The sequence below is a fragment of the Halocynthiibacter sp. C4 genome (genome assembly GCF_028823805.1).
Taxonomy (GTDB): domain Bacteria; phylum Pseudomonadota; class Alphaproteobacteria; order Rhodobacterales; family Rhodobacteraceae; genus Falsihalocynthiibacter; species Falsihalocynthiibacter halioticoli.
In genome coordinates, this window is the sequence record NZ_JAPEIE010000002.1 from 1129774 (window position 1) to 1154621 (window position 24848).

The window sequence follows — 24848 nt, forward strand, 5'->3', positions numbered from 1 at the left end:
AGGGGGTGTGTGTCAACGGTTTACCCCACTATCTGCTATAATCGGCGGAGTTATCCACAAGATATTGCGTCTGACGGCCGCATTTTAAAGTTTAAAGGCCATATTAACTCCGGTTTCATCTTCCGAAGTAACTTCCCAACCCAGATGCTGATACAGAGCGACATTCTCTGGCATCAAGATATGCGTACGTAGTCGAAGCTCCCTGACGCCGCGGCGCTTGGCCTCTTGAACTGCAAATTCCATGAGCATCCGTCCAATGCCAAAACCGCGAAATGCGCTGTCCACTGCGACAACTTCAACTTTGAGGGAATCGTCGGTGACATGCACAGTCAGCGCGCCACAAACACGGCCTTCCGCTTCGGCTACAAATGCAAGGCCAGCGGCGATGCTCTCTTCGATGCCAAAGGTGACATCAGGAAAGTCAGAGATCTCTGCGCGAGCTTTGGCAAATGCGCCAGCAATACAAGTGCGAATGTCCTCCGAATCATCATGTGTTGCAGGGCGAATTGTTGGATGTGTCATGGGAGTAGTTGGTGCATTCTTTCACGGTCCTGCAAGGCAGAATGTGAATTGCCATGCATGTTTGCGCTGCCATCCGCCATATTTTCATCGGGGATGCCAAATGCAGCTTGACCCACCCGCGCAAAAACCGTCACATAGCCTTGCATGGTATCCCCATAACGCCGCTTGAGCGGTTGGGGATAAATGGGAATGTGGTGATGGTGACCCAAACAGGGACCAGAGGCCACAGCCGCCCCCGCGACTGTATGCGGCGAGCGCGTGTCATATGTCACTGGAGCAATCCGGGAAGGCGACACAGCGCAGCGACCCGCGAGCCAGGAGACCAGCCTTGCGTAGAGTTTAGCCAACCGTCGGGTGTGACGGGAAAAGGAGACATATGAAGAACGATCTGAACGAACCCAGAGTAGTAGCTCAAGCGGCCACGGCCCCTGCGGAAAAAGCAAACCTTGCATTCCTGCCGATCTTTGCGGCGGCGCTAGCGGGTGTAATGCTGATTGGCGCGGCTGGCTTTGCACAGTCTGCTGTTCTGCACGACGCAGCACATGACACACGTCACGCAGTCGCGTTCCCCTGCCACTAAGCAGATGTTCAAACAAATTTTATCCAGCGCGCTGTACGCTGGTCTGATCGCAGGGTTGATTTCCGCGCTGCTTCAGTTTTGGCTCGTCACCCCTCTGCTTCTTGAGGGTGAGGAATACGAAACCGGTGCGAAATCGCATTACGCCGGTGTTTTGATCGTGGACGGTGAAGATGTAACCGCATCCGAAGAGGAAGAAGAGGTGGAAGCGCCGCCGACAACTTCGGAAAAACTTGCGCGGCACGGAATGACTGTTGCGATGAACGTGCTTGTGTTCACCGGATTTGGCCTAATCCTTGCTGCGGCATTCGGAACGGCGCAGATGGCTGGGCTCGAGGTCAATGCAAGAACGGGGCTCATCTGGGGGCTTGTGGGCTTTGTTGTAATCCAACTCGCGCCGGCAGCCGGACTTTATCCGGAGCTTCCTGGCACACCTGCGGATGATGTCACCCTGCGCCAGATGTGGTGGATCACAACCGTGATCGCAACCGCGGTCGGGATCGGCATGATTACATTCGGTGCCAACCTTTGGTGGGGAATTGCGGGCGCTGCATTCATCGCCCTGCCCCATGTGATCGGCGCGCCGCATCTTGATTTCTACGCCGGTGTCGCCCCGCCCGAACTTGCCGCTCTTTTCGTCTCGCGAATCCTCGCGGTTGCCTGTGCCACTTGGGTGGTTCTTGGTGGCGTTGCGGGGTACGCTTGGCACAAACACGCAGTTTAAAACATAACGCTTGGGGCCTAAGCCCTGAGCGTCACGCCTAACAAACGAGGCCATCATGCCACAAAAAATTCCAGCCACCGTCGTTACCGGCTTTCTTGGAGCGGGAAAAACCACCCTGATCCGCCACATGCTTCAAAACGCCGAAGGCAAGCGCATTGCCCTTATCATCAACGAATTCGGCGATCTTGGTGTAGATGGCGATATCCTCAAGGGATGCGGTGACGAAACATGCACCGATGATGACGTGATGGAGCTGTCTAACGGCTGTATCTGCTGTACTGTTGCCGAGGATTTCATCCCGACGATGGAAAAGCTCCTCGCCCGTGAAAATGCACCCGACCACATCGTTATCGAAACCTCTGGCCTTGCGTTGCCGCAACCACTCGTTCGCGCATTTAACTGGCCCGAAATCGCGACCAAAGTTACCGTCGATGGCGTTGTGACTGTGGTGGATGGCCGCGCCGTTGCTGACGGGCAATTTGCCCATAACGTTGCCGCCGTCGATGCCCAGCGCAAACTGGATGAAAACCTCGACCATGAGACGCCTCTTTCGGAACTGTTCGAAGATCAAATCGCCTGTGCGGATATGATTGTCGTGAACAAGGCAGACCTGTTAGGCGAGGAGGACGCTTCCGCGCTCGTCGGCAAACTTCGCATCGAAAGCCGCGATGGGGTTCAGGTGGTGAAATCCACAATGGGCGCTTTGCCTGTTGATGTGCTGCTTGGTCAGGGCATTGGTGCGGAGAGCGACCTGTCTTCGCGCCACGAAATCCACCACCATCACCACGACCATGATGACCACGACGATCATCACCACGACCATGAGCACGCGCATGGTCATGACGAGTTTGAAAGCTTTGTTGTTGCCCGCAGCGAAATCAAAGACCCGAACGCTTTTGCCGAGCAAGTCGCCGATGTAATCCGTCAGAACAATATTCTGCGTCTCAAAGGATTTGCCGCTGTCGAAGGGAAGCCGATGCGCCTCACGCTTCAGGCTGTTGGCCCGCGAGTGGACACCTACTTTGACCAGCCTTTTGGCGCAGCGCCTCGCGAAACGCGACTTGTCGTCATTGGCGAAAGCGGGCTTGACCGCGCGTCCATCGAAAAGGCTCTGCAGGCGTGAGCATTACGGTCGAAACCGGAGATCCCCGCGCCCCGCAAGCGCAAGCATTGCTTGAAGCAAGCCATGCGCTGATGCAGGAGTTGTTTCCGGCGGAATCCAACCACTACTTGTCGGTCGATGCTCTCTGTGGCGAGGATATCCGGTTTCTTGTTGCACAAGACGGCGAACAGACCCTCGGCTGCGGCGCGGTGGCGCTTAAGGGCGACTACGGCGAAGTTAAATCGATGTTCGTCGCTTCAGAAGCGCGGGGCCATGGCGTCGCAAATAAACTCATGGAAGCACTCATCGAAACCGCGCGAGCCGAAGGTTTGAAGACGCTGAAACTCGAGACAGGGAACAGCCTTACTGCCGCGCATAAGCTCTATGAAAAACACGGGTTTACATATTGCGGCCCTTTCGGTGATTACGAGGATGACCCGCTCAGCCTGTTTATGGAACGCCCTCTCTGATGCATCTTCTCGCGGCAACACCCGGCACAATTTCCGACGGCTCGGAGCCAGTAGACCTCGGGCAAACGCCTGCGGATATCGTGTTTATCTCCGCCGCAGACACGGAACTTGCCGCGCTCTCTGAAGCGCGTTCCGAAATGGCCGCACCGCCAACCTTACGGCTTGCGAGCCTCATGCATCTGCAGCACCCGATGTCTGTGGATTTGCATATCGAGAATTGCGCCGCGAAGAGTAAATTGGTGATTGCGCGCTGCCTTGGTGGGGCGGGATATTGGAAGTATGGCCTCACGCAATACGCCGCACATCTTCACGCGGCGGGCGTTGCCTTTGTGGCTCTTCCCGGTGACGATAAGCCAGACGCGGAGTTGCGCGAACTCTCCACAGTTTCAGACGAAGATTACCAAGCACTTTGGGCCTATATGGTCGAGGGAGGGCCGGAAAACGCCAGCCATTTCCTTGAGTACGCCAAGGCGATGATCACAGGCGCGGAAAAGCCAGAGCCTGCCCGCGCTCTCCTTCGTGCTGGCGTCTATTGGCCCGGTGCAGGGATCGCAAACCTAGAGGTCGCGCAAGAAAACTGGCATGCGGACGCACCCGTTGTTCCGATCGTTTTTTATCGTGCTTTGGTGCAGGGCGCGGGACTAAATCCGGTAAACCGCCTTGTCAAAGCGCTCCTACGCCGCGGTCTAAATCCACTTCCTGTTTTTGTCGCCTCGCTCAAAGATCCAGTATCAGTTGCAACGCTCGAGCATCTGTTCTCAGAAGCTCCGCCATCCGTAATCCTGAACGGAACGTCTTTTGCCGTTGGCTCGCCTCATCAAGGCGACGATCAGGCCGCCAATCCTTTCCAGATGGAAGCCGCAAACGAAGCACCCGTATTTCAGATCGTGTTCTCCGCCAGCAGCGAAGCCTCGTGGATCGAGGGCGCAAACGGGCTTTCCGCGCGTGACATCGCGATGAACGTAGCCCTCCCTGAAGTCGACGGTCGCATCTTATCCCGCGCCGTGAGCTTCAAGGGCGAAGCGTTTTTCGATGAGGCTACCGAATGCGCCATCGCCAGTTACCGCGCTCAAGGCGACCGCATTGATTTCGTCGCTGACCTTGCCGCGAATTGGGCCGACCTGCGCAAAACTTCCGCAAAAGACCGCCGCGTGGCGCTGGTTTTGGCCAACTATCCGAACAAGGACGGCCGGCTCGCGAATGGAGTTGGCCTAGATGCCCCCGCCGCGACCTGTAATGCCCTCAACGCGCTAACAGAGGCCGGATACTCTACCCGCGATCTTCCAGAAGACAGTGACGACCTGATGCAACGCATTCTTGCCGGACCGACGAACTGGCTTACAGATCGACGCGTGCGAACTGGCGGCGTCGATCTCTCAATGGCGGACTACCAGATTTCTTACGGTGCGCTGCCCCATGAGGTTCGTGCGCAGATCGAAGAGCGTTGGGGCAAGCCAGAGGCCGATCCGTTCTACGAAGCGGGCGAAGTTGACTGCGGGCGGTTCAAGCTCTCGGTGCTGACATTCGGAAATGTTGTTGTCGGTGTGCAGCCCGCACGCGGCTATAACATCGACCCAGAAGACACCTACCATTCGCCAGACCTCGTGCCGCCGCACAACTACCTCGCGTTCTATTTCTGGCTGCGCCAAACCTTCCGCGCGCAGGCAATTGTTCACATGGGCAAGCACGGCAACCTAGAATGGCTCCCTGGCAAATCAGTTGCGCTTTCACAGGAATGCTTCCCCGAAGCCGTCTTTGGCCCTACGCCGCATATATATCCTTTTATCGTCAACGATCCCGGCGAAGGGACACAGGCCAAGCGCCGCACGCAGGCCGTTATCGTTGATCACCTGACACCACCGCTCACCCGCGCGGAATCCTACGGGCCGCTACGTGATCTCGAAGCTTTGGTGGATGAATACTATGAAGCAGCGGGCGTTGACCCTCGCCGGATTAAACATCTAAAGCGCGAAATTCTGACCCTTACCAGCGCCACCGGACTGGGCGAGGATGCAGGGCTTTCGGGTGAGGATGAGGAAAGCGATCTGGCCAAACTCGACGCTTTCCTCTGTGAGTTGAAAGAAGCGCAAATCCGCGATGGGCTTCATATCTTCGGCGAAAGCCCGACGGGGCGGCTGGAGCGCGATCTGGTTCAGGCATTGGTCCGCGTGCCGCGCGGCGATGGAACAGGAGCGAATGCATCGCTTCAACGCGCGATTGCGGATGACCTTGCGCTTGGGTTTGATCCGCTCGATTGCGACATGGCCGCGACATGGGACGGCGCGAAACCCGATGCGCTATTTGCAGTGTCAGCTGATGCTTGGCGTAGTTTTGGAGACACTGTCGAGCGGATAGAGCTGCTTGCCTCTGCTTTGATTGACGGTGAAGCAACCTGCCCAGGCCCCAAAAGCACCACGGTTCTTGAGGGCATAAAAACCAATGTTCGCCCAAGCGTCGCGGCTTGCGGCCCTGCGGAAATGAGCGGGCTTTTGACCGCACTGAACGGCAAGTTTTTACCCCCTGCTCCTTCTGGCGCCCCGACGCGTGGGCGGCTTGATACGCTACCCACTGGGCGCAACTTCTACTCGGTCGATAGCCGCGCGGTGCCCACGCCAACCGCTTGGGCGCTCGGGTGGAAATCGGCCAACTTGCTCATTGAGAAACACCTACAGGACCACGGCGACTGGCCGCGCGCCCTACTGCTTACGGCATGGGGAACCGCCAACATGCGTACGGGCGGCGACGACATTGCCCAAGCCCTCGCGCTCATGGGGGTAAAGCCCACTTGGGACGCCGCAAATCGCCGCGTCACGGGCTTCGAAGTTTTGCCACAAGGCGTACTTGGCCGACCGCGCGTTGACGTGACCCTGCGCGTTTCGGGTTTCTTCCGCGATGCGTTCCCGCAGCTGATAGCTCTTGTTGATAGTGCGGCGCGCGCCGTGATGGAACTCGATGAGCCGGCCGATCTCAATCCCGCCCGTGCACGCCTTTTGGCTGAGGGAGATCAAAGTGCCTACCGCGTATTCGGCTCTAAACCGGGCGCATATGGTGCAGGGCTTCAGGCAATGATCGACGAACACCTCTGGGCTGACAAATCAGACCTAGCTGACGCCTATCTTGAATGGGGCAGCTATGCGTATGGCAAGAACGCCGAAGGAACACGCGCTCGTCCGCAGTTTGAAAGCCGTCTGAAACAGGCCGAAGCGATTGTGCAAAATCAGGACAACCGCGAACACGACCTGCTTGATAGCGATGACTACTATCAATTCGAGGGCGGAGCGGCCGCCGCGATCAATACCCTTCAGGGGCAAGACCGCCCGATCTATCACAACGACCATTCCCGCCCAGAGCGGCCCGTAATCCGCACGCTGGATGAGGAAATCGCCCGTGTCGTGCGAAGCCGCGTGGTTAACCCAAAGTGGATCGAAGGGGTGATGCGCCATGGCTATAAAGGCGCGTTCGAGATGGCCGCAACTGTTGATTACATGTTCGCCTTTGCCGCAACGACGGGCGCCGTTAAAGGCCACCATTTCGATGCGGTCCATGCTGCGTTTCTAGAGGACGAGGACGTGCGCGCGTTTATCGAAGAACATAACGCCCCCGCCTTGCAAGAAATCGCAGAACGGCTAAACGAAGCAATTGAGCGAGGCCTCTGGATGCCGCGGAGCAATTCCGCACGCGCGCTGCTTGAAACCCTTGCGCGCCGCGCCCCAAACTAGGATTTTGGGCATTTCAATCGCGCCACGATGAGTGCGGGATCGCCTTTTACGGATCGCTGATCAACGTCACATCCACTTGCCTCTTCCATCGCGACAACGGCGCGCATCGGTATCTGAGCATGTTCCGAGAACGGTACGAAACCAACGCGAATAGCCTCTGCGATCTCACCTTTGGTTCGAACACGGAAGGTGCTGCCTTCAACTGTGATTTCTTGCGCCTTCACGCCCATCATTTTTGGATGCGGACTATCACAACCGGCAATCAAAAAAACGCCAAATAGTCCTAACAAAATCCGCCGCATCAGTACCTCGCTTCTATACCTTCGAAGGCTACTGCCGCATGGTTAACGAAACCTTACCTCGCGCGGCTTTCCCCTTGCATCCCATGCGAACGCACCGCAAAATCGCGTTGGAACCAAGGGAGCGCAGCATGAGCGAAGACACAGATCGCCACGCCATGAAGATGGCCAAGAAAAAGGCCGCCCGTGACAAGATCATGGCCACCAAGACCGATAAAAAGGGCCTGATTATTGTCCACACAGGGAAGGGCAAAGGGAAGTCCAGCGCGGCCTTCGGGATGATTTTTCGCTGCATCGCGCACGATATGAAATGCGCCGTGGTTCAGTTTATCAAAGGCGGCATGAGCACAGGCGAGCGTGATCTGATCATTGGAAAGTTTTCAGATGTTTGCGAGTTTCACACGATGGGCGAAGGCTTTACATGGGAGACCCAAGACAAGTCGCGCGATATCGAAATGGCGACTGCGGCATGGGAAAAAGCAAAAGAGCTAATCCGCGACCCTGAAAACAAGATGGTGCTATTGGACGAGATCAACATCGCAATCCGCTATGACTATATCGACGTGAACGAAGTGGTCGCCTTCCTTCAAAGCGAAAAGCCCGAAATGACCCACGTCGTTTTGACGGGGCGCAACGCCAAGGACGAATTAATTGAAGCGGCCGATCTCGTCACTGAAATGGAGCTTGTGAAACATCCTTTCCGTTCTGGCATCAAAGCGCAGATCGGCGTCGAGTTTTAGGGCAAAACTCGGGCGGCTTTCACCCACCAATCAGGGTTCGCGGCGGAAATGGATTGCGCCGCTGCTGCTGCCTGCTCCAAGGTTTCAAATAGTCCGAAACACGTCGCGCCAGAGCCCGACATGCGCGCAATATCTGCGCCCTCGAGCGCGGCGAGAACATCGTTAATCTCGGGCACGAGGCCGCATGCAGGCGCTTCGAGATCATTGCGCTGTGCGGCAAGCCACTCACAAAACGCGCTGTAGCCCATACCACTGGGCACATAATCCATCGCCGAGTTCTCACGGTTTTCCAGAGCAGAAAACACCGCAGGCGTCGAAACGGAAACGCGTGGATTGACCAAAACAACCGCCATATCTGGCAAGTCGGCGACTGGCTCAACGCCTTCGCCGATCCCTGTCATCCGAGCTGGGCGTTGCGCCAAACAAACAAGAACATCCGCACCCAACTCCACCACATCCTCGGGCCGGAGCAGTGAACATTCCCAGAGTCCGGCCAAAGCAGAAATAGTGGTGGCCGCATCGCTTGATCCGCCGCCAATCCCAGAAGAAACAGGCAGGTTTTTCGTAAGCGTGATCGCTGCACCCTGCCCTTTGTCTTGCATAAGTCTTGCAGCACGCAGAACGAGATTGTCAGCCTCCGCCTCCAAACCGCCAGCCTCCGGTCCGGCAATCCGAAGCGAGAGGTTGTCCGCGGGCTTCACGTCGATCTGATCGCCGACATCAGCAAATACAACAAGGCTATCAAGCAGATGATACCCATCGGATCGTTTGCCCGTTACATGAAGCGACAGGTTAATTTTAGCAGGGGCGAGCATCGGCGCTATTGGGTTTTGTCAGTCTCAAGCGCTTCTTCTTCAAGCACAACGTCAAGTCCGACCTCAAGCTTGCGGCGGATCCGATCGGCTTCCTCTTCTTCCGGCTCAAGCGACAACGCGCGGCGCCATTGGAAGCTAGCCTCGTTCTTGCGTCCGACCATCCATAGAACATCGCCAAGATGATCGCTCACAATCGGGTCAAGCGGCTCAAGCACAGCAGCCTTTTCCATTGGGGCAACAGCATCTTCGAAACGGCCGAGTTTGTAGTAAACCCATGCGAGAGAATCGATGATGTACCCATCGCGTGGGCGCGCTGCTACGGCTGTTTCGATCATCTCCAGCGCTTCATCAAGATTGATATTCTTCTCGACCATGGAGTAACCAAGGTAATTCAAGACTTGTGGCTGGTTTTCGTTAAAGCTCAGCGCCTTGCGGAAATCCGCCTCGGCCTTTTCCCATTCATCCAACCGCTCGTAACAAATGCCGCGCGAATAATAGATGAACCACGTTCCAGGCAGGTCATCAGGGAACAACGCCAGAGCCGCATCATAAGCTTCGGCCGCTTCGGCGTAACGCTCCTCGCTTCGATAAAGATCACCAAGCGCGATACTAACGGACGGCAAGGTTGGATATTCATCAGCAAGTGCAGTCAGAACCTCAATCGCTTCGTCCGGCTTTCCTGCTTTGCGCAGTGTCTCCGAACGACCCATTTCCGCAACATGGTACACAACGCTGCCTTCAGGTACTTTCGCATAGGCTGCATTGGCAAGCTCGTATTGCTCAAGCTCTTCTAGAAGCCCCGCCGTTAGAAGCAAGGCAGGCAAATGCTCTGGGTTAAGGAACTCCGCCGCGCGGGAATAGAGGATCGTATGATCGGGCGCGGCTTCTTGTGCGAAAATCTCTGCCAACGTAAAGAAAGACTGCGCGGCGCCCTCTCTTGGGTTGCGTGCAGCGGTAAACGGCACAGTTTCGCCCGCTTCCAGCTTTTCCTTGATTGCGGAGAACTCCGGATCAACATCGCCATCGCCATAGAATAGCTTGAGGATATCAAGCGCATCCTGATTGCGTTCCAACTGGCTCAAAACCTGCAAATGCGCAATGAGGCTCAGGCGCGTGTGTTCAAGATTGGTACCTTGAGAGTTGCTTAGTATGGCTTCGGCGCCTTCAAAATCTCCAACGGAGCCAAGCGCGAGCGCCTTGTGGAATGCAGCAATACCGCTAAGTCCGGGCTCTAATGCCATCTCGTCAAAAAGCTCAAGCGCACGAGACATTTTGCCTTCGCCAATCGCCGCCCAAGCCGCGAGCAACTCTGTTGCAATCGGGCCAACTTCGCCGCCAGCCTCAAGGCGTTTGGTCACCGCAGCGTAATCGCCCTCAATGATATCGTTGGACGCAAGCACAATGTTCGCGATCAGATTATCAGTTCCGGTTTGATCGAGCGAGCGGGCAATAGGCACCGCCGAGGCCAAGTCCCCTTTGGACACATAGGCTGCACTAGCCACGTTCATCAGGTGAGCGTTGGTCGGGTCAAGCGCCAGTGCGCGCGTGTAGTAAAGCGCGGAGGCTTCAAAATCTGCTGAGAAACGCGCGCTTTGGCCAGCAAGGTAGGCCCCAACAAACCCCTCGGAACTCGCGGGAAGCGACGGAAACAGGCACAGCGCGGAAAGGGCAAACGACCGCAAGAGGGAATTAGACAAAACGTGAGGCCTCAATAAATATACAGTTGCAAGTAAACTAGTCACTTGCAGCCCTCAACGCAATGCGGGGGCAGCCATTCAGCTGCCCCCGCACGTGTTTGTTACATATTTGGATAATTCGGCCCATCGCCACCCTGCGGCGTAACCCATGTGATATTCTGGCTCGGGTCCTTGATATCACAGGTTTTGCAATGCACGCAGTTCTGGAAGTTGATCTGAAAACGCGGCTCTGATCCGGCTTCCTGAATGACCTCATAAACACCTGCGGGACAATAGCGCTGTGCTGGCTCGTCGAATTTCGGCAGGTTCACGTTAATTGGGATCGTTGGATCAGCCAGCTTCAAGTGACATGGCTGCTCTTCCTCGTGGTTCGTGGCCGAGAAACTCACATTGGTTAGGCGATCAAACGACAAAACGCCATCGGGTTTCGGATATTCGATCTCTTTGTAATCCGCGGCATAACCCGTTGATTCCGCGTCGGACTTGCCGTGCTTGAGCGTTCCGAAGAGCGAAATACCAAAGAGGTTATTCGTCCACATATCAAACCCGCCAAGCGCCAACGACGCCGTAAGACCGAGCTTGGACCAAAGCGGTTTAACGTTGCGCACACGCTTAAGATCTTTGGCGACAACACCCGATTTCAATTCGGTTTCATAGGCCCCAAGCTCATCACCCGCACGCCCCTCTTTGATCGCCTCATAGGCGGCCTCGGCAGCAAACTTGCCAGAGAACATGGCGTTATGATTGCCCTTAATCCGCGGCACGTTCACAAGCCCGACCGAACAGCCCAAGAGCGCCCCACCCGGGAACACCGCTTTAGGCATGGATTGATAGCCACCCTCGGAAATTGCGCGCGCGCCATAGGCAACGCGTTTGCCGCCTTCGAGCAGCTTGGCGATTTCGGGGTGATGCTTGAAGCGCTGGAATTCCATGTAAGGGAAAAGATAGGGGTTCTTATAGTTCAGGTGCACAACGAACCCGACGAAGACCTGATTGTTTTCAAGGTGATAAATGAATGATCCACCACCAGCGTTTTTGCCAAGAGGCCAGCCCATCGTATGGGTAACAGTGCCCTCTTTGTGCTTCGCAGGGTCGATCTCCCAAATCTCTTTCATGCCGAGGCCGTATTTCTGGACATCCGAATCCTTGCCCAGATCGAACTTGGCGATCACCTCTTTTGACAAGCTGCCACGCACCCCTTCAGAGAGGAACACGTATTTGCCGCGAAGTTCCATGCCCGGTTCATATCCTGGGCCTGGTGTACCGTCAGGGTTCTTGCCGAACTCACCGGCCACAACGCCCGCAACCTCGCCGTTCTCGCCATAGATCAATTCGGAACAGGCCATGCCAGGGAAGACCTCAACACCAAGCTCTTCAGCTTGTTCAGCCATCCAGCGACAGACGTTCGCCATAGACACGATGTAATTGCCGTGATTGCTCATCAATGGCGGCATCGGGAAGTTCGGAACGCGAACATGTCCTGCGGGCCCGAGGAACAAGAAGTTGTCCTTACGAACTGGCACATTGATCGGTGCGCCCTTCTCTTTCCAATCAGGGATCAAAGCATCCAGACCAGAAGGATCAAGCACCGCACCGGATAGAATATGCGCGCCAACTTCGCTGCCTTTTTCAAGGACAACCACCTCAAGGTTAGCGTCCAACTGTTTGAGCCGGATTGCCGCAGAGAGACCAGCAGGCCCCGCCCCAACAATCACAACATCGTATTCCATCGATTCCCGTTCAGGTGAAGTCATCCCTAACCCTTTCGCGCCCTGCGCATATCAAAGCTCGCTCTCCGCTCCACTCGTTATCCGATATGGGCAAAAGGGGTCAATCACGACACCGCGTTAGTTTGCTGTTTCACCAGAATTTAAACCGAAAAACAGAGGCAAAACTCTGAAAACAGCCCTTGACCTCAAGTTAACTTGAGGAATTACACAGGACAAACATTCTAAATTTAAAGGACCAAACAATGTCACAGGCAACTCTCGAACACACAAACCTTACCGTCTCTAATGCCAAAAAAACTGCGGCGCTTCTTGGGGAACTCTTTGGTTGGAAAATCCGTTGGGAGGGCACGTCTATTCACGACGGCTATTCGATCCATGTTGGCGGCGATAACAGCTACCTCGCACTTTACCAGCCGAAGCAAACCCTTCCCCATTCCAAAGACAACTACGAACGCGTCAATGGATTGAACCACATCGCAGTTGTCGTTGATGACCTCGACGCGACTGAGGAACGTTTAAAACAAGCCGGATTGATTCCGGGAAGCCACGCTGATTACGAGCCGGGGCGCCGGTTTTACTTCCACGACCATGATGGAATTGAGTTTGAGGTCGTCGAATACGACTAGCCTCGCGTGCTGGCCGCCGCGTTCGTTGGATACGTGGCGGCCAAATAAGCGAATACACGCGGAATTCCGGTTAATCGGCGACTATTGGTGCGGTTGCTATTGACTTCGTGCCCCAAGGTTGAGTTAACAGCAGGATGTTGCCAACCACTTCAATTTTCACAAGGCACTATGGAAAAGATACCTCTAACTAAAGCCGGTTTTGACGAACTCGACGAAGAACTGAAAAACCTGAAAATGGTTGAACGCCCTGCGATTATTCGGGCGATTGCCGAGGCGCGCGAGCACGGCGACCTTTCGGAAAACGCCGAGTATCATTCCGCCCGCGAAAAACAGAGCTTTATCGAAGGGCGTGTGAAAGAGCTCGAAGCGATCATTTCGCTTGCTGATGTAATCGACGTTGCTTCGCTTTCGGGGTCGATCAAGTTCGGCGCGACCGTGACTTTGGTTGACGAAGACACCGAAGAAGAAAAGACATATCAAATCGTCGGCGAACCGGAAGCGAACCTTGAAAAAGGCAAGCTCAACATCAAATCGCCCCTCGCCCGCGCCCTTATCGGCAAGGAAGAAGGCGATAGCATCGAGTTCCGCGCACCCGGTGGCACCAAGGATTTCGAAATTCTGACCGTCGCCTATAAATAGCGCAAATTCGGAGTGCGGCCCGATGACCAAGGCCCCCGATCACCAAACAGTCGAACACAATGCCGCCCCGCAAAAGCGGGATTCGGCGGGTTTGGATCGGGCCGAGGTCATCGCTTTGGCATTGTCTGCTGTTTGGCTTTTGGGCCTTGGCTCTTTTGTCCTGTTTGCTGGTGACGGACTTGCAATCTCCGAACTAACGGCGGCGCAATTCGTCATGGTTTTGGTGGCGATTTTTCTGCCCGTCGCGGTTATCTGGGTCGGCGCGCTGGCTGTCCGAAGCGCTCGAGTTGTGCGGGATGAAACTGCGCGCCTTCAGGCCGCGATTGATGCTCTTCGCCAAAGCTATGTGGCCCAACAAACCGAAGCGGCGATTGCAAATGATCCATCCGTCAAAGATACGCTGGACCAAATCGTAACTGCCCAGCGAATGACGGAAACCGCAATCGCGACTTTTGCAACCAGCCGCCCCCAAAACGAACAACCAAAAACGCTGTCTGCTCCCGCCACATCAACACCGATTGTTGATGATCAGACGGCCCTCGCGCTTGGCACCCGTGCCGAAGACATCGCTCCGCCTCTTTCGACCGAAGATTTTATCCGTGCGGTCAACTTCCCCGAAAACGCCGATGACGCAGAAGGGTTTGCCGCGCTACGCCGCGCGTTAAAAGACAGGCAAGCCTCGCGCCTGATCCAATCGGCGCAAGATATCCTCACTCTGTTGTCGCAGGACGGCATATACATGGATGACCTGCGCCCTGATCGCGCCCGCCCCGAAATCTGGCGGCAATTTGCCAAAGGCGAACGCGGCCGCACAGTCGCAGCACTTGGCGGCATCCGTGACCGCTCTTGCCTTGCCCTGACAGCAGGGCGCATGCGGCAAGACCCGATTTTCCGCGATACGGTCCACCATTTTCTGCGCCAGTTTGATCAGACATTCACGCTGTTTGAAGCTGAGGCGAGCGATCAGGATATTGCCGAAATGGCCGATACACGCACCGCTCGCGCGTTTATGTTGCTTGGCCGTGTGACAGGAACGTTCGACTAAATCCCAAAGCCCGCGAACGGCAAGAAACGAACCAATTCGCCCTCACTGATCTGAGTTCGATCTTCCTCGACCTCAATCAACCCGTTCGCCCAGTGCAACCCCGAGATACGGCCAGACCCCTCTGACTCGAAGGCCGAGACAGTACCATCTGAATTCAAGCGCCCTCGCAAATACTCACGTCGACCAGCTTTTTTCTTCTTGGTGAAATCGGCCGGAACTTTGAAGGCCAATGGTAAACGCCAAGGCGCGCCCGCCAGAACTCCGAGCGCAGGCCGCGCAAAAATTAATGCGCAAACAAAAGCAGCTACCGGATTTCCAGGAAGGCCGAATACCGGCACCCCGCCCCACATCGCGAGCGCCAGCGGGCGCCCCGGTTTGAGCGCGATACGCCAATGGTGCAATGTTCCTTGCGCGGACAAAAGCGCACTTACGTGGTCCTCATCCCCTGCCGAAGCACCGCCCGATGTAAAGATTACATCTGCACTCTCGGCTCCTTGGTCTAAAGCGGTCTTAAGCGCAGCACGATCGTCGGGCACATGGCCAAGATCAACCGGCTCAAATCCCCATGCCTTGGCGAGCTCCAAAAGCATCGGCCGATTGGCGTCATAGGTCTGGGTTGGGGTGGCTGCTTCGCCCGCTGGAACAAGCTCATCTCCGGTTGAGAGAACGCCAACTCGAAGCCGCGCACGGACCTCAACTTCATCACATCCTGTCGCCGAAAGAAGCGCAATGGCTTGCGGAGTGATCTCCTCACCCTCAACCACGATCACCGAGCCTTTGCGAACGTCCTCGCCAGCTTTTCGGGCATTCGCACAAGGCTTTAGCGGGCCGGAGAAACGAAGCTCATTCCCAACGAGCTGCACATCCTCCTGCATCACGACGCTATCAACGCCTTCCGGCAGCGCCGCCCCCGTTAATATTCGAACTGCATGGCCCGCAGGAACCACGCTCTGATAGGGCGCGCCTGCAGCTGCTCGCCCATCAACTAGCGTAAGGCGGTAAGCCTCCTGCGCCGTTGGGTTTGCAAACCCGTATCCATCCACAGCCGAATTTGCCGTTGGTGGATTATCCCGCGGCGCCAAGATGTCTTGCGCGGCAATTCGGCCACAGGCCGCAGAAACGGGTACGGTTTCGCTTCTTACAACGCATTTCAGCCGATCACGCAGTGTCGCGAGCGCAGTATCAACCGGTGTCCACTCCACGCCATCCGGCAACGCAAAGCAGTCATCCCGCAAAGGCGGAAAATCTGGTTTAGGTTCCGTGACGAGCCCCACCTGTTCCAATACGAAATCGGCAATTGCAGCCGTATCATCGAGATCAAATACAAGAACATCGGGCCCAAGCCCTTCCGGCGCAGCGGTATCAGTTGCGACTGCGCGGATCGTGGGGTCATTTAGCGCGATCAGCGGTTCGCGCGCTGCGGACTCGCGATGCACTTCAATCTTCGGATGGCGCGCCGCCTTAAACCCCTCAACCAACACAAGATCAACTGGGTCAAGGCGGGAGAGATGCTCTGCCAGATAAGGCTCCTCCTCCCCGCGCAACTCATCAAGCAATGCCCAACGCTGACTGGACGACAACAATACTTGCTTTGCCCCCGCAACACGGTGGCGATAGGAATCCTTACCCTCTTTGTCGATGTCAAAACGATGATGCGCATGTTTTGTTGTGGAAACGGTAAAGCCACGGCTGGTGATTTCGGCAATGAGCCGCTCCATCAGTCCGGTTTTGCCGTTGTTTTTCCAGCCTGTTACACCAAAAACTCTCATTCGGCTTCTCCGGCCAATTGCTGCGCATGCGCTAGGTCATCGGGGGTGTTGACGTTGAAAAACGGGTCAAATGGCGTGGCCGAATAGGGCGCGGTTGCGATGCCGTGCGGTTCGGCCCATGCCACAACTTTGCGCACTCCTGTTTCGAGTGTGTTCCGAAGATCATCGCGCAAATCAACGGGCCAAAGTGCAAATACGGGGTGCCGCATCAGCTTGCCAGATTCATTCGGAGTCGCGGCCATTGCGATGGGTTTACCCGCAGTCTCAGAGGCAAGAAGCAATTGCGGAACGAGATCAGATGGGAAAAACGGCGTGTCTGCTGCCGCAGTCACTATATGCGTTGCGCCTTGCTCTGCGGCCCAATCCATTCCGGCCAGAACACCTGCCAGCGGCCCAGCAAATCCGGCAACAGAGTCTGGCAAGATTGGCAATCCAAATCCCGAGAACCGCGTAGCATCGCCATTAGCGTTAAGTGCAAGATCAGCCACCTGCGGCGACAAACGTGCGATCACATGATCGAGCAACGAGACACCAGAGAGCGGCAATAGCCCTTTATCCCCGCCGCCCATTCGCCGCGCTTCTCCGCCAGCAAGGATTACGCCAACAGGAGCCTTCATGCCTTGGGGCCTTTCGGCTTTTCACGCACCTCTGCATCGCGGATCAGGCGGTTCTCGCCCGAAAGACAGACAAACCGCTGCCCCCGCATCCGACCGATGAGCGTCAAGCCAAGCGTACTGGCGATCTCAACACCCCAAGCCGTAAAGCCAGAGCGCGAGACAAGCGTCGGGATGCCCATCTGGGCGCATTTGATCACCATCTCGCTGGTCAGGCGGCCGGTTGTATACATGATCTTGTCAGCAGGATCTGCCCCTTCGGCAAACATCCAGCCCGCGATCTTATCAACGGCGTTATGACGCCCCACATCTTCCATATAGACCAGAGGCTTATCTTCAAGGCACAGCACAGTGCCGTGAATCGCCCCTGCCGCCAGATAAAGGCTCGGCATACGGTTGATCGTTTCGGCCAACGCATAGAGCCAGCTTGTTTTGACAGGCGTTTCGGGGAGCCGTATCTGATCCAGCCCCTCCATCATATCCCCGAAAACAGTCCCGACCGCACAACCACTGGTGCGGGTCTTTTTACGTAGCTTTTCTTCGTAGTCGGTTTTGCGCTCTGTCCGAACGACGACAACCTCTAGATCATCGTCATAATCGACTTTCGTGACCACATCTTCGCGCTGCAACATGCCCTGATTACGCAAAAAACCAAGCGCCAAATACTCGGGATAATCCCCAATTGTCATAGCGGTCACGATCTCTTGGCTGTTGAGATAGATCGTCAAAGGTCGCTCTTCGACCACGGCGATCTCGACCTCTTCGCCATGATGATCCCGCCCTGTCACACGCCGCGTCAGCCCCGCTTTCTCCGGTTCCGGCGCAATCAGTGTCGATACAATTTTGGGGGTTGTTGACACGGGCAATCTCTCTATAGGGTCGAGGCGAATTTCAAACAGCTTAGAGGCACTTAATGCCTACTTCCACACGTAATTCCGTCTTTTGGCGCGGTACAATTGACGCGGCCCCATTTTTGTTGGTGGTCGGACCGTTTGCCATTCTGTTTGGTATCGTCGCCACAGAAGCCGGACTGCGCGTGTTGGAGACAATGGCGTTCTCCGTTCTGGTGATCGGTGGCGCCTCACAGTTTGCCGCGGTTTCGCTTATGGCAGAAGATGCGCCCACGTTGATTGTGTTGGCAACGGCGCTGACCGTGAATCTTCGGATGGCGATGTATTCCGCTTCGATGGTGCCCTATCTTGGAGCCGCACCGCTTTGGAAGCGCGCGCTGGTGAGTTACATCCTGCTCGACCAGAGCTACGCCGTCAGCATCCTGAAGTTTGAAAAAGAACCCAAAATGACAGTGAACGAGCGCCTGCTCTACTTCTGTGGGACGATGGTTCTTGTGGCGCCGCTTTGGTATGTTTTTACTTGGGTCGGCGCTGTTGTCGGCAGTCAAATTCCCCCCGAATATGCCATTGATTTTGCGCTTCCAATTACCTTCATAGCTATGGTTGCGCCGATGCTGCGCACGCCTGCGCATATCGTCACTGCCTTTGTTTCGGTTGTGGGATCGCTTGTTTTGAGTGTCTTGCCTGCTGGAACCGGACTTCTGGTTGCTGGCGTCCTCGCAATGATTGCGGGCGCGCAGACCGAACTTTGGATAGAACGCAGACAGAAGCAGAAAGGAGTAGCAGAATGAACTATTCCCTCGCGAATATCTGGCTGATTATCGTGCTGCTTGGAGCAGGCACTTATCTGATCCGCTTCTCTTTTCTTGGGCTACTCGGCGGGGTCCAACTACCAGAATGGGTGCTGCGCCACTTACGGTATACGCCCGTTGCGCTTATTCCGGGGCTTGTCGCGCCACTTGTGATCTGGCCTGCGGCCACAGGCGGAGAAACAGACCCTGCGCGCCTAATTGCGGCGGTTGTCACAATCCTTGTTGGTTACTTCACCAAAAGCCTTGTTCCGGCAATCCTCGCTGGCGGCGCGTCGCTCTATCTTGCGCTCTACCTACTTTGATCAGCCCTAAAGCGGCGACTCGCCCTGCACGACAAGAACGCTTTTGTTGTCGTCTGAATCGTTGTCATAAACCGTGTAGGTCGTGACCCCATCAAGCTCGCCGAAGCGCTTCATAAGCGTTTTGGGGAAATAGGTTCGCCCGACACTTTCAAAGCCATCAAGCTGCGACAGAATTTCGGTTGTGGTGTTGGAACACATCCCGTTGCCCGCTGGCCCCTGCGCAAGAGCAAGCTGAAGCGCTTTCTCCGCAACGTCAGGAGAAACGAGCTTCTTTTGCACGACTACCCGATAAGATTCACGTGCGTGGTAGTCTTCATAAAACTCAACAGTACGGTCTGTCATGCCAAAATGCACGTCATTGCGCTCGGGTCGGCGCGGGTGATGCCACGAGCCAGCCGGATCCCAAAGGATCCTGTGACTGCCGTTGATCAGAAGGGCACTGTGCTGCCCTTCGTTCGCGCCATTTGAAATAACGGTATAAAGTGTAAGCGCGGTTGGTTCATTCGGAGGCGAATAAATCGCGCGCTGAACTTCTTCTTCTGGGGCCCAAACCGACTCGCCCGCACCACAGGCGGCGAGCAAAAACGGGAGTGCGAGAGCAAGAAGAAAACGTCGCATTACACACATTACCCTATGTCGGTATCGCTCGATCAGGTATTGAAGATCGCCAAGAAAATAAGGATGAGAATGCAGAGGATAGTCCCCCATTTCACCATCTTGATAAAGCCGTTGAATGTTTTTTCCTGAACTTCGATGTTCATTTCACCTGGTTTGTACTCAGCCATGATTGCCGTTCCTCATTCCTCTTTCTGCCCAAATAACCGATTCATCTCGGGCTGTCACCCTAAGAGATTTCACGTTTCCTCGCGTGTTGCAGATTGCTCCAAATCTGCAGCAAGCCGGAAGCCGATACGGTTTGGGGCTTTGGCTGTTGGCGCTTTAGGCAAGGCACGAAGCATAACCGAAAGTTGGCTCACATGTTGGATAAGCTGGGTCTTTGCGCCGCTCGCGTCACTGCCATAAAAGGTAATGATATCAGGGTCAAAATAACCAAGCCCCTCAATCCTCAAAACACCCGCATCGCCACCGACAAATGCCATGGCAACCTCATGCTCGTTATCAAGCTGCTCTTCGAAGTTCTTGATATAGAGGATGAGCCGTTCATACGCCCACTGCGCCGGAGATTTCTCGGCAACCGGCGTTTTAGCGATCCCTTTCGGGAGCGGCTCTTTTTCTGCGGTTTGACGGGGTTGTGGATCGCAATGAACCACATGCGCGCGGGGGATCGCCTCGCCTTCGTGGGCTTCGGCTGTTGTCTTGATCTCGTTATCCATGCGTCACCCTACCTTGCGCCACCTCCAAGCGCCATCCTCTTCGAGGGTGCGCGTGATATTTCCGTTCAAATATAGGTGATTAACATGAGCCACTGCTTCGACCAGCGCCAGCCCGTATTCTGCTTCGCCAATCGGGCGTTTAAAGAGGACATCAAAGCACTCAACCGCGGTTTTCGGCGTTTCAAGATGCGTGAGCAATCTTGCAAGTGCGCCCTCGTGATTTTTCACGAATTGTCCAAGCCGCGTTGGTAGCCCTGTGTAAGGCAATTTGTGACCGCCCAGAATAAGCTGATCCGGTCGCGCAAACTTGGCCATATGCGTGCAAGCATCCAACCATTCCTGAAGAGGGTCCGCCATTGGTTCGGTCGCGTAGACGCCGATATTCGGAGAGATCGACGGCAAAAGTTGGTCGCCGCCAAGAACCAGGTGGTCACTATCGCTAAAGAGACAGGCATGCTCTGGTGCATGGCCGTTACCGATCCGAACAGTCCAGTCTCGCCCCGCTGCTGTGAGCTTGCTACCTTCGCGGATGCGTGTGAACCCAAGCGGCAGCGGCGCGACCATATCCACAAAGTTGAACGGCCGCTCCTTGGCCCGCTTCGCCAATATCTCTGGATCCATGCCGGCACGCGTCCAAAACGTTAGCGTTTCGGGTGTTGGCAGCAGTTGTTCATCCAGTGTTAGCATTCGCGCGGAAAGCCAAGCTGTTTGCGTGGTTACAAGCTCCGCGCCGAATTCGGTCTGAAACCACCCTGCAAGTCCGATATGATCAGGGTGATGATGCGTCACGATCACGCGCTCAACAGGCTTACCTGCAAGCGGACCACTCAGCAGCTTCTCCCAAATACGTCGCGTGCGTTTGGTATCAAAACCCGTATCAACAATCGTCCAGCTTGCGCCATCATCCAGCGCATAGACATTCACGTGATCCAGCTTCATCGGCAGAGGAAGGCGCATCCAATTCACGCCCTCAGCGACTTCGATCGCCTCGCCCTCGGCAGGAGGGGTTTCAAATGGATAGCGAATTCCGCTTGGGTCTAGCGTATCGTCCAGACTCAAAGCGCGAGATCCTCGGGCGTGATTGCGTAAAGGTCTGACGCGCCCTCTCGGACGTGCTGCAACAGAGCCGTGTGCTCTGGCAGCAAACGCTTCACAAAGAACTGTGCAAGTCGTGTCCGCGCGCCATCGCCACCTTCAACAGATGCAGCATTCAGATGCGCAAACCCGCCAAGAACAAGCGCGAAGGCACGAAGATATGGCACCGCCCCCGCAAACCGGTCCGCAAGATCATCCTGCGCTACCAACCATTCCGTTGTTTCGCGCAGGGATTCCGCAGCACTCCAAACGCTTTCCGTTAGCTCAGGGAACTGGCTGCGCGCCTTCTCGGAGTACTTCTGCACATCCTCAAGAAGCCGGAATGCCGCCTCGCCGCCATCCATCATCTTGCGCGCAACGAGGTCCATAGCTTGAATGCCGTTTGTACCTTCGTAAATCGCCGTCACGCGCACGTCGCGCCCGAATTGCGCCGCGCCGGTTTCCTCAATGAAGCCCATGCCGCCATGGACCTGCACGCCAAGGTTTGCAACATCAATGCCCACATCGGTGCCGAAGGCTTTGGCAATCGGCGTCAGCAGAGCCGCGCGTGCTTGCCAGTCTGCCGAACCTGTCGCGGTGGCCATATCAATAGACACAGCGCAGTAGAGCGCGATCGATCGCGCGGCAAAGGTCTGGGCCTTCATCGTTGCAAGCATCCGGCGCACATCGGCATGATCGATGATGGTGCCTGTTCCGTTTTCAATCGGCGAGCGGCCTTGTTTGCGTTCGTTCGCATAAGCCAGCGCATGTTGATACGCCGCTTCGGCAATTCCGACACCCTGAACGCCAACGCCGAGGCGCGCGTTGTTCATCATTGTGAACATCGCCTTCATGCCAGCGTGTTCCTCGCCCACGATCCAACCGGTCGCGCCATCATATTCCATGACCGCGGTCGGAGAGCCATGCAGGCCCATTTTATGCTCTAGCGACACAACCCGAAGGCTGTTGGCCTTGCCTGGGTTTCCGTCTTCATCTGGGATGTATTTCGGCACCATAAATAGGCTGATGCCCTTCGTTCCTTTGGCACCATCCGGCAAACGCGCCAACACGAGGTGACAAGTGTTGGCCGTAAAGTCGTTGTCGGCCCAGCTGATAAATATCTTTTGGCCTGTGATCGCATAGGTGCCATCGCCATTATCAACGGCCTTCGAGGCCAACGCGCCCACATCCGATCCGGCCTGCGGCTCGGTCAGGTTCATTGTTCCGTTCCACTCGCCCGAAATCAGTTTGGGAAGGTAAACCGACTTGAGGTGATCGCTCGCATGATGCTCTAGTGCCTCGATCTGCCCCATGCTCATCAACGGATTGAGAGACAACGACAAACACGATCCAGACAGCATATCGTTTACAGCAGTAGCAACCGTCATTGGCAGCGCCATACCGCCAAATTCCGCATCGGCCGCCATGCCGACCCAGCCGCCTTCTGCAATAGCTTCGTAACCTTTATCAAAACCGGTGGAACAGCGCACAACGCCGTTCTCCAATGTTGCGGGCTCAAGGTCTCCCACGCGGTTCAGTGGCGCAAGAACCTCGGTGCTGAGCTTGCCTGCCTCTTGGAGAATCGCTTCGACAACATCGGCGGTTGCATCGGCAAAACGCTCTGTTTCGCGCACCTGATCCAGCCCCACGATATGATCAAGAATGAATTGTATCTCTCTGGTTGGTGCTGTGTATGTCATTCGGTCTCCGTTCCGCGACTTGGCAAAGCAAGGGCATGTCGCTATGTCTCTTTTTCAAAAGCGAGCCTACTAAATCGTAGGTGTCCAGCAATAGAAACGCCACGTCAGAGACCGCATGCTTACAACTGAACGCCTAAATCCTATGCAAGACGGCATTGCCAAGGCTCTTGATGTCTTGCGCGCTGGCGGGCTTTGCGCGTTTCCAACCGAAACGGTTTACGGCCTCGGCGCAGATGCCCGCAACACTGATGCTGTGGCGCGTATTTTCGCCGCTAAGGGTCGCCCGCAATTTAACCCGCTGATCGTGCATGTGGCCAATCTCGAAATTGCCGAACGATATGGCGTGTTCAACGGTGCGGCCAAGCAGATTGCTCAAGCTTTTTGGCCCGGTCCGTTAACGCTGGTTGTTCCTTTGCGCGAAGATTCGGGTCTTTCTCCACTGGTCACGTCGGGCCTCGATAGCGTCGGCATTCGCATTCCTGGTTCTGACCTATCTCACGAATTGCTTGCGGCATTTAACGGGCCGGTTGCCGGCCCCTCGGCAAACCCCTCCGGCAAAGTCAGCCCGACCTCGGCGGATCATGTGCTTGCGGGGTTAAGCGGCGAGATTGAAGCCGTCCTTGACGGTGGCCCCTGCGAGATTGGTCTGGAAAGCACGATCATCGGCTGCGTCGACGCCCCAACGCTCCTGCGCCCCGGCGGGCTGCCGCGCGAAGCGGTTGAAGCATGCCTTGGAGCACCACTGGCCGAGCCAGCCGCCAATGGGGAAATCACAGCACCTGGCCAATTAAGCAGCCATTATGCGCCGAACGCACCTGTTCGCCTTAACGCCGACAAAAAGCGCGAAGGCGAAATTTATGTTGGGTTTGGCCCCTGCGACGGTGCGGATCTTTCGCTTTCAGCTTCTGGTGACCTCCATGAAGCTGCGACAAATCTGTTTGAGATTTTGCATCAAGCGAACGCAATGGAAGCCGAGAAAATCGCTTTTGCGCCGATCCCCGAACACGGACTCGGCCAAGCCATTAACGACAGACTTCGTCGCGCCGCCGCGCCGCGCGTCAAGTATTAGGCATTACCGGACGTAGAAGACAAAAGAAGCGGGCTTACCCCAAGCGTTTCAAGGGCGGCACTCCACTTTTCTTCGTTGTCCATATTGAAAACCAATTCCGGCTCTGCATCGGCTGTAAGCCATCCGTTTGCTAGAATCTCACCTTCGAGCTGCCCAGCACCCCACCCCGCATAACCCAGTGCAAGAAGTGCATCTCTTGGCCCCTGTCCTTGGGCGATATCCTCAAGAATGCTGATCGTTGCGGTCATTCCAAAGCTATCATCCACATGAAGGGTGGAATCTCCGGCATCATAATCACGCGAATGCAGCACAAATCCGCGCCCATGTTCGACGGGGCCGCCAAAGTGTACGCGAATATCAGAGCTCTGTTCGCCTTTTGGAATATCGAGTTGCTCAAGCAGCGTGTCGATCTTGATATCAAGGGAGGGTTTATTGACGATCAACCCCATCGATCCTTCGTCAGAATGGGCGCAAAGATAGATTACGCTATGGTCAAACCTTGTGTCCCCCATGCCAGGCATGGCGATGAGAAGCTTTCCACAAAGGCTATGATCTTCGATGTCCATAGGGTCATGGTGCGCTCAATGGCATAAGTTTTCAAGAGGCGATCCACTCTGT

The 24848-nt window shown here is 55.8% G+C and carries 26 protein-coding genes and 1 riboswitch; of the genes, 12 read left to right on the plus strand and 14 right to left on the minus strand.

What is annotated here, in order from left to right:
• Positions 1-84: 84 nt before the first annotated feature.
• Positions 85-522 carry a GNAT family N-acetyltransferase gene (locus OU789_RS12775; RefSeq protein ID WP_274655922.1) on the minus strand — a complete coding sequence of 146 codons (438 nt, stop codon included), beginning with the start codon at positions 520-522 and terminating at the stop codon, positions 85-87.
• Positions 523-650: 128 nt separating this feature from the next.
• Positions 651-867: riboswitch (cobalamin riboswitch) on the plus strand.
• A 31-nt stretch (positions 868-898) separates the two neighbouring features.
• On the opposite strand from OU789_RS12775, the gene OU789_RS12780 reads away from it, so the two are divergent.
• From OU789_RS12780 to cobN, 5 genes are read left to right on the plus strand one after another with little or no spacing between them, the layout of a single operon-like run.
• The gene (locus tag OU789_RS12780; protein WP_263952067.1) at positions 899-1102 is read left to right on the plus strand and encodes a CbtB domain-containing protein; all 204 of its coding nucleotides are present in this window, start codon (positions 899-901) and stop codon (positions 1100-1102) included.
• Positions 1065-1823 carry a CbtA family protein gene (locus OU789_RS12785; protein ID WP_274655923.1) on the plus strand — a complete coding sequence of 253 codons (759 nt, stop codon included), beginning with the start codon at positions 1065-1067 and terminating at the stop codon, positions 1821-1823. Before OU789_RS12780 ends, OU789_RS12785 begins: the two co-directional genes overlap by 38 nt.
• A gap of 55 nt (positions 1824-1878) precedes the next feature.
• Entirely contained in the window at positions 1879-2946 is a 1068-nt protein-coding gene (gene cobW, locus OU789_RS12790; RefSeq protein ID WP_274655924.1) for a cobalamin biosynthesis protein CobW, read from the plus strand.
• Entirely contained in the window at positions 2943-3395 is a 453-nt protein-coding gene (locus OU789_RS12795) for a GNAT family N-acetyltransferase (RefSeq protein WP_274655925.1), read from the plus strand. The genes cobW and OU789_RS12795 overlap by 4 nt, the downstream gene beginning before the upstream one ends.
• A complete protein-coding gene (gene cobN, locus OU789_RS12800; protein ID WP_274655926.1) occupies positions 3395-7114 on the plus strand; it encodes a cobaltochelatase subunit CobN in 3720 nt (1239 codons plus the stop codon). The genes OU789_RS12795 and cobN overlap by 1 nt, the downstream gene beginning before the upstream one ends.
• On the opposite strand, the gene OU789_RS12805 is transcribed toward cobN, so the two are convergent.
• Entirely contained in the window at positions 7111-7416 is a 306-nt protein-coding gene (locus tag OU789_RS12805; protein WP_274655927.1) for a hypothetical protein, read from the minus strand. The genes cobN and OU789_RS12805 overlap by 4 nt on opposite strands.
• Before the next feature lie 128 nt (positions 7417-7544).
• On the opposite strand from OU789_RS12805, the gene cobO reads away from it, so the two are divergent.
• Positions 7545-8153, plus strand: coding sequence for a cob(I)yrinic acid a,c-diamide adenosyltransferase (gene cobO, locus OU789_RS12810; RefSeq protein WP_263952058.1), 609 nt, complete (start codon positions 7545-7547; stop codon positions 8151-8153).
• Here the strand turns inward: cobO and OU789_RS12815 are convergent.
• From OU789_RS12815 to OU789_RS12825, 3 genes are all read right to left on the minus strand, one after another.
• Positions 8150-8977, minus strand: coding sequence for a 4-(cytidine 5'-diphospho)-2-C-methyl-D-erythritol kinase (locus OU789_RS12815; protein WP_446719184.1), 828 nt, complete (start codon positions 8975-8977; stop codon positions 8150-8152). The genes cobO and OU789_RS12815 overlap by 4 nt on opposite strands.
• Positions 8974-10665 carry a tetratricopeptide repeat protein gene (locus OU789_RS12820; RefSeq protein ID WP_274655929.1) on the minus strand — a complete coding sequence of 564 codons (1692 nt, stop codon included), beginning with the start codon at positions 10663-10665 and terminating at the stop codon, positions 8974-8976. The genes OU789_RS12815 and OU789_RS12820 overlap by 4 nt, the downstream gene beginning before the upstream one ends.
• 101 nt (positions 10666-10766) lie before the next feature.
• On the minus strand, positions 10767-12419 hold the full coding sequence (locus tag OU789_RS12825; RefSeq protein WP_274655930.1) for an electron transfer flavoprotein-ubiquinone oxidoreductase: 1653 nt from the start codon (positions 12417-12419) through the stop codon (positions 10767-10769).
• A gap of 218 nt (positions 12420-12637) precedes the next feature.
• Between OU789_RS12825 and OU789_RS12830 the strand changes: the two genes are divergently transcribed.
• The 3 genes from OU789_RS12830 (at position 12638) to OU789_RS12840 (ending at position 14705) form a co-directional block, all read left to right on the plus strand.
• A complete protein-coding gene (locus OU789_RS12830) occupies positions 12638-13021 on the plus strand; it encodes a VOC family protein (protein ID WP_274655931.1) in 384 nt (127 codons plus the stop codon).
• 168 nt (positions 13022-13189) lie between these two features.
• Positions 13190-13660: a transcription elongation factor GreA gene (gene greA, locus OU789_RS12835; RefSeq protein ID WP_263952052.1), complete on the plus strand. Its 471-nt coding sequence runs from the start codon at positions 13190-13192 to the stop codon at positions 13658-13660.
• A gap of 22 nt (positions 13661-13682) precedes the next feature.
• Positions 13683-14705 carry a hypothetical protein gene (locus OU789_RS12840; protein ID WP_274655932.1) on the plus strand — a complete coding sequence of 341 codons (1023 nt, stop codon included), beginning with the start codon at positions 13683-13685 and terminating at the stop codon, positions 14703-14705.
• Here the strand turns inward: OU789_RS12840 and OU789_RS12845 are convergent.
• From OU789_RS12845 to OU789_RS12855, 3 genes are read right to left on the minus strand one after another with little or no spacing between them, the layout of a single operon-like run.
• Complete coding sequence (locus OU789_RS12845; protein WP_274655933.1) at positions 14702-16474, minus strand: bifunctional molybdopterin-guanine dinucleotide biosynthesis adaptor protein MobB/molybdopterin molybdotransferase MoeA; 1773 nt, start codon at positions 16472-16474, stop codon at positions 14702-14704. The genes OU789_RS12840 and OU789_RS12845 overlap by 4 nt on opposite strands.
• Complete coding sequence (gene mobA, locus OU789_RS12850) at positions 16471-17091, minus strand: molybdenum cofactor guanylyltransferase MobA (protein ID WP_274655934.1); 621 nt, start codon at positions 17089-17091, stop codon at positions 16471-16473. The genes OU789_RS12845 and mobA overlap by 4 nt, the downstream gene beginning before the upstream one ends.
• A complete protein-coding gene (locus OU789_RS12855; RefSeq protein WP_446719185.1) occupies positions 17088-17963 on the minus strand; it encodes a formate dehydrogenase accessory sulfurtransferase FdhD in 876 nt (291 codons plus the stop codon). Before OU789_RS12855 ends, mobA begins: the two co-directional genes overlap by 4 nt.
• A 38-nt stretch (positions 17964-18001) precedes the next feature.
• Between OU789_RS12855 and OU789_RS12860 the strand changes: the two genes are divergently transcribed.
• The gene (locus tag OU789_RS12860; RefSeq protein ID WP_274655936.1) at positions 18002-18730 is read left to right on the plus strand and encodes an AzlC family ABC transporter permease; all 729 of its coding nucleotides are present in this window, start codon (positions 18002-18004) and stop codon (positions 18728-18730) included.
• On the plus strand, positions 18727-19053 hold the full coding sequence (locus tag OU789_RS12865) for an AzlD domain-containing protein (RefSeq protein ID WP_263952046.1): 327 nt from the start codon (positions 18727-18729) through the stop codon (positions 19051-19053). The genes OU789_RS12860 and OU789_RS12865 overlap by 4 nt, the downstream gene beginning before the upstream one ends.
• Before the next feature lie 6 nt (positions 19054-19059).
• On the opposite strand, the gene OU789_RS12870 is transcribed toward OU789_RS12865, so the two are convergent.
• From OU789_RS12870 to OU789_RS12890, 5 genes are all read right to left on the minus strand, one after another.
• Positions 19060-19671, minus strand: a complete 612-nt coding sequence (locus tag OU789_RS12870; protein ID WP_263952045.1) for a hypothetical protein — start codon at positions 19669-19671, stop codon at positions 19060-19062.
• A 32-nt stretch (positions 19672-19703) separates the two neighbouring features.
• Entirely contained in the window at positions 19704-19838 is a 135-nt protein-coding gene (locus OU789_RS12875) for an aa3-type cytochrome c oxidase subunit IV (RefSeq protein ID WP_263952044.1), read from the minus strand.
• A 69-nt stretch (positions 19839-19907) separates the two neighbouring features.
• Positions 19908-20387: a DUF6173 family protein gene (locus tag OU789_RS12880; RefSeq protein WP_263952042.1), complete on the minus strand. Its 480-nt coding sequence runs from the start codon at positions 20385-20387 to the stop codon at positions 19908-19910.
• A gap of 3 nt (positions 20388-20390) precedes the next feature.
• The gene (locus OU789_RS12885) at positions 20391-21440 is read right to left on the minus strand and encodes an MBL fold metallo-hydrolase (protein ID WP_274656041.1); all 1050 of its coding nucleotides are present in this window, start codon (positions 21438-21440) and stop codon (positions 20391-20393) included.
• 2 nt (positions 21441-21442) lie between these two features.
• Positions 21443-23161 carry an acyl-CoA dehydrogenase gene (locus OU789_RS12890; RefSeq protein ID WP_274655937.1) on the minus strand — a complete coding sequence of 573 codons (1719 nt, stop codon included), beginning with the start codon at positions 23159-23161 and terminating at the stop codon, positions 21443-21445.
• 115 nt (positions 23162-23276) lie between these two features.
• Here OU789_RS12890 and OU789_RS12895 point away from each other — a divergent pair, with 115 nt between their 5' ends.
• A complete protein-coding gene (locus OU789_RS12895) occupies positions 23277-24230 on the plus strand; it encodes an L-threonylcarbamoyladenylate synthase (protein ID WP_274655938.1) in 954 nt (317 codons plus the stop codon).
• Here the strand turns inward: OU789_RS12895 and OU789_RS12900 are convergent.
• On the minus strand, positions 24227-24796 hold the full coding sequence (locus tag OU789_RS12900) for a YqgE/AlgH family protein (protein ID WP_274655939.1): 570 nt from the start codon (positions 24794-24796) through the stop codon (positions 24227-24229). The two genes, OU789_RS12895 and OU789_RS12900, sit on opposite strands and share 4 nt — an antisense overlap.
• Between the last annotated feature and the right edge of the window lie 52 nt (positions 24797-24848).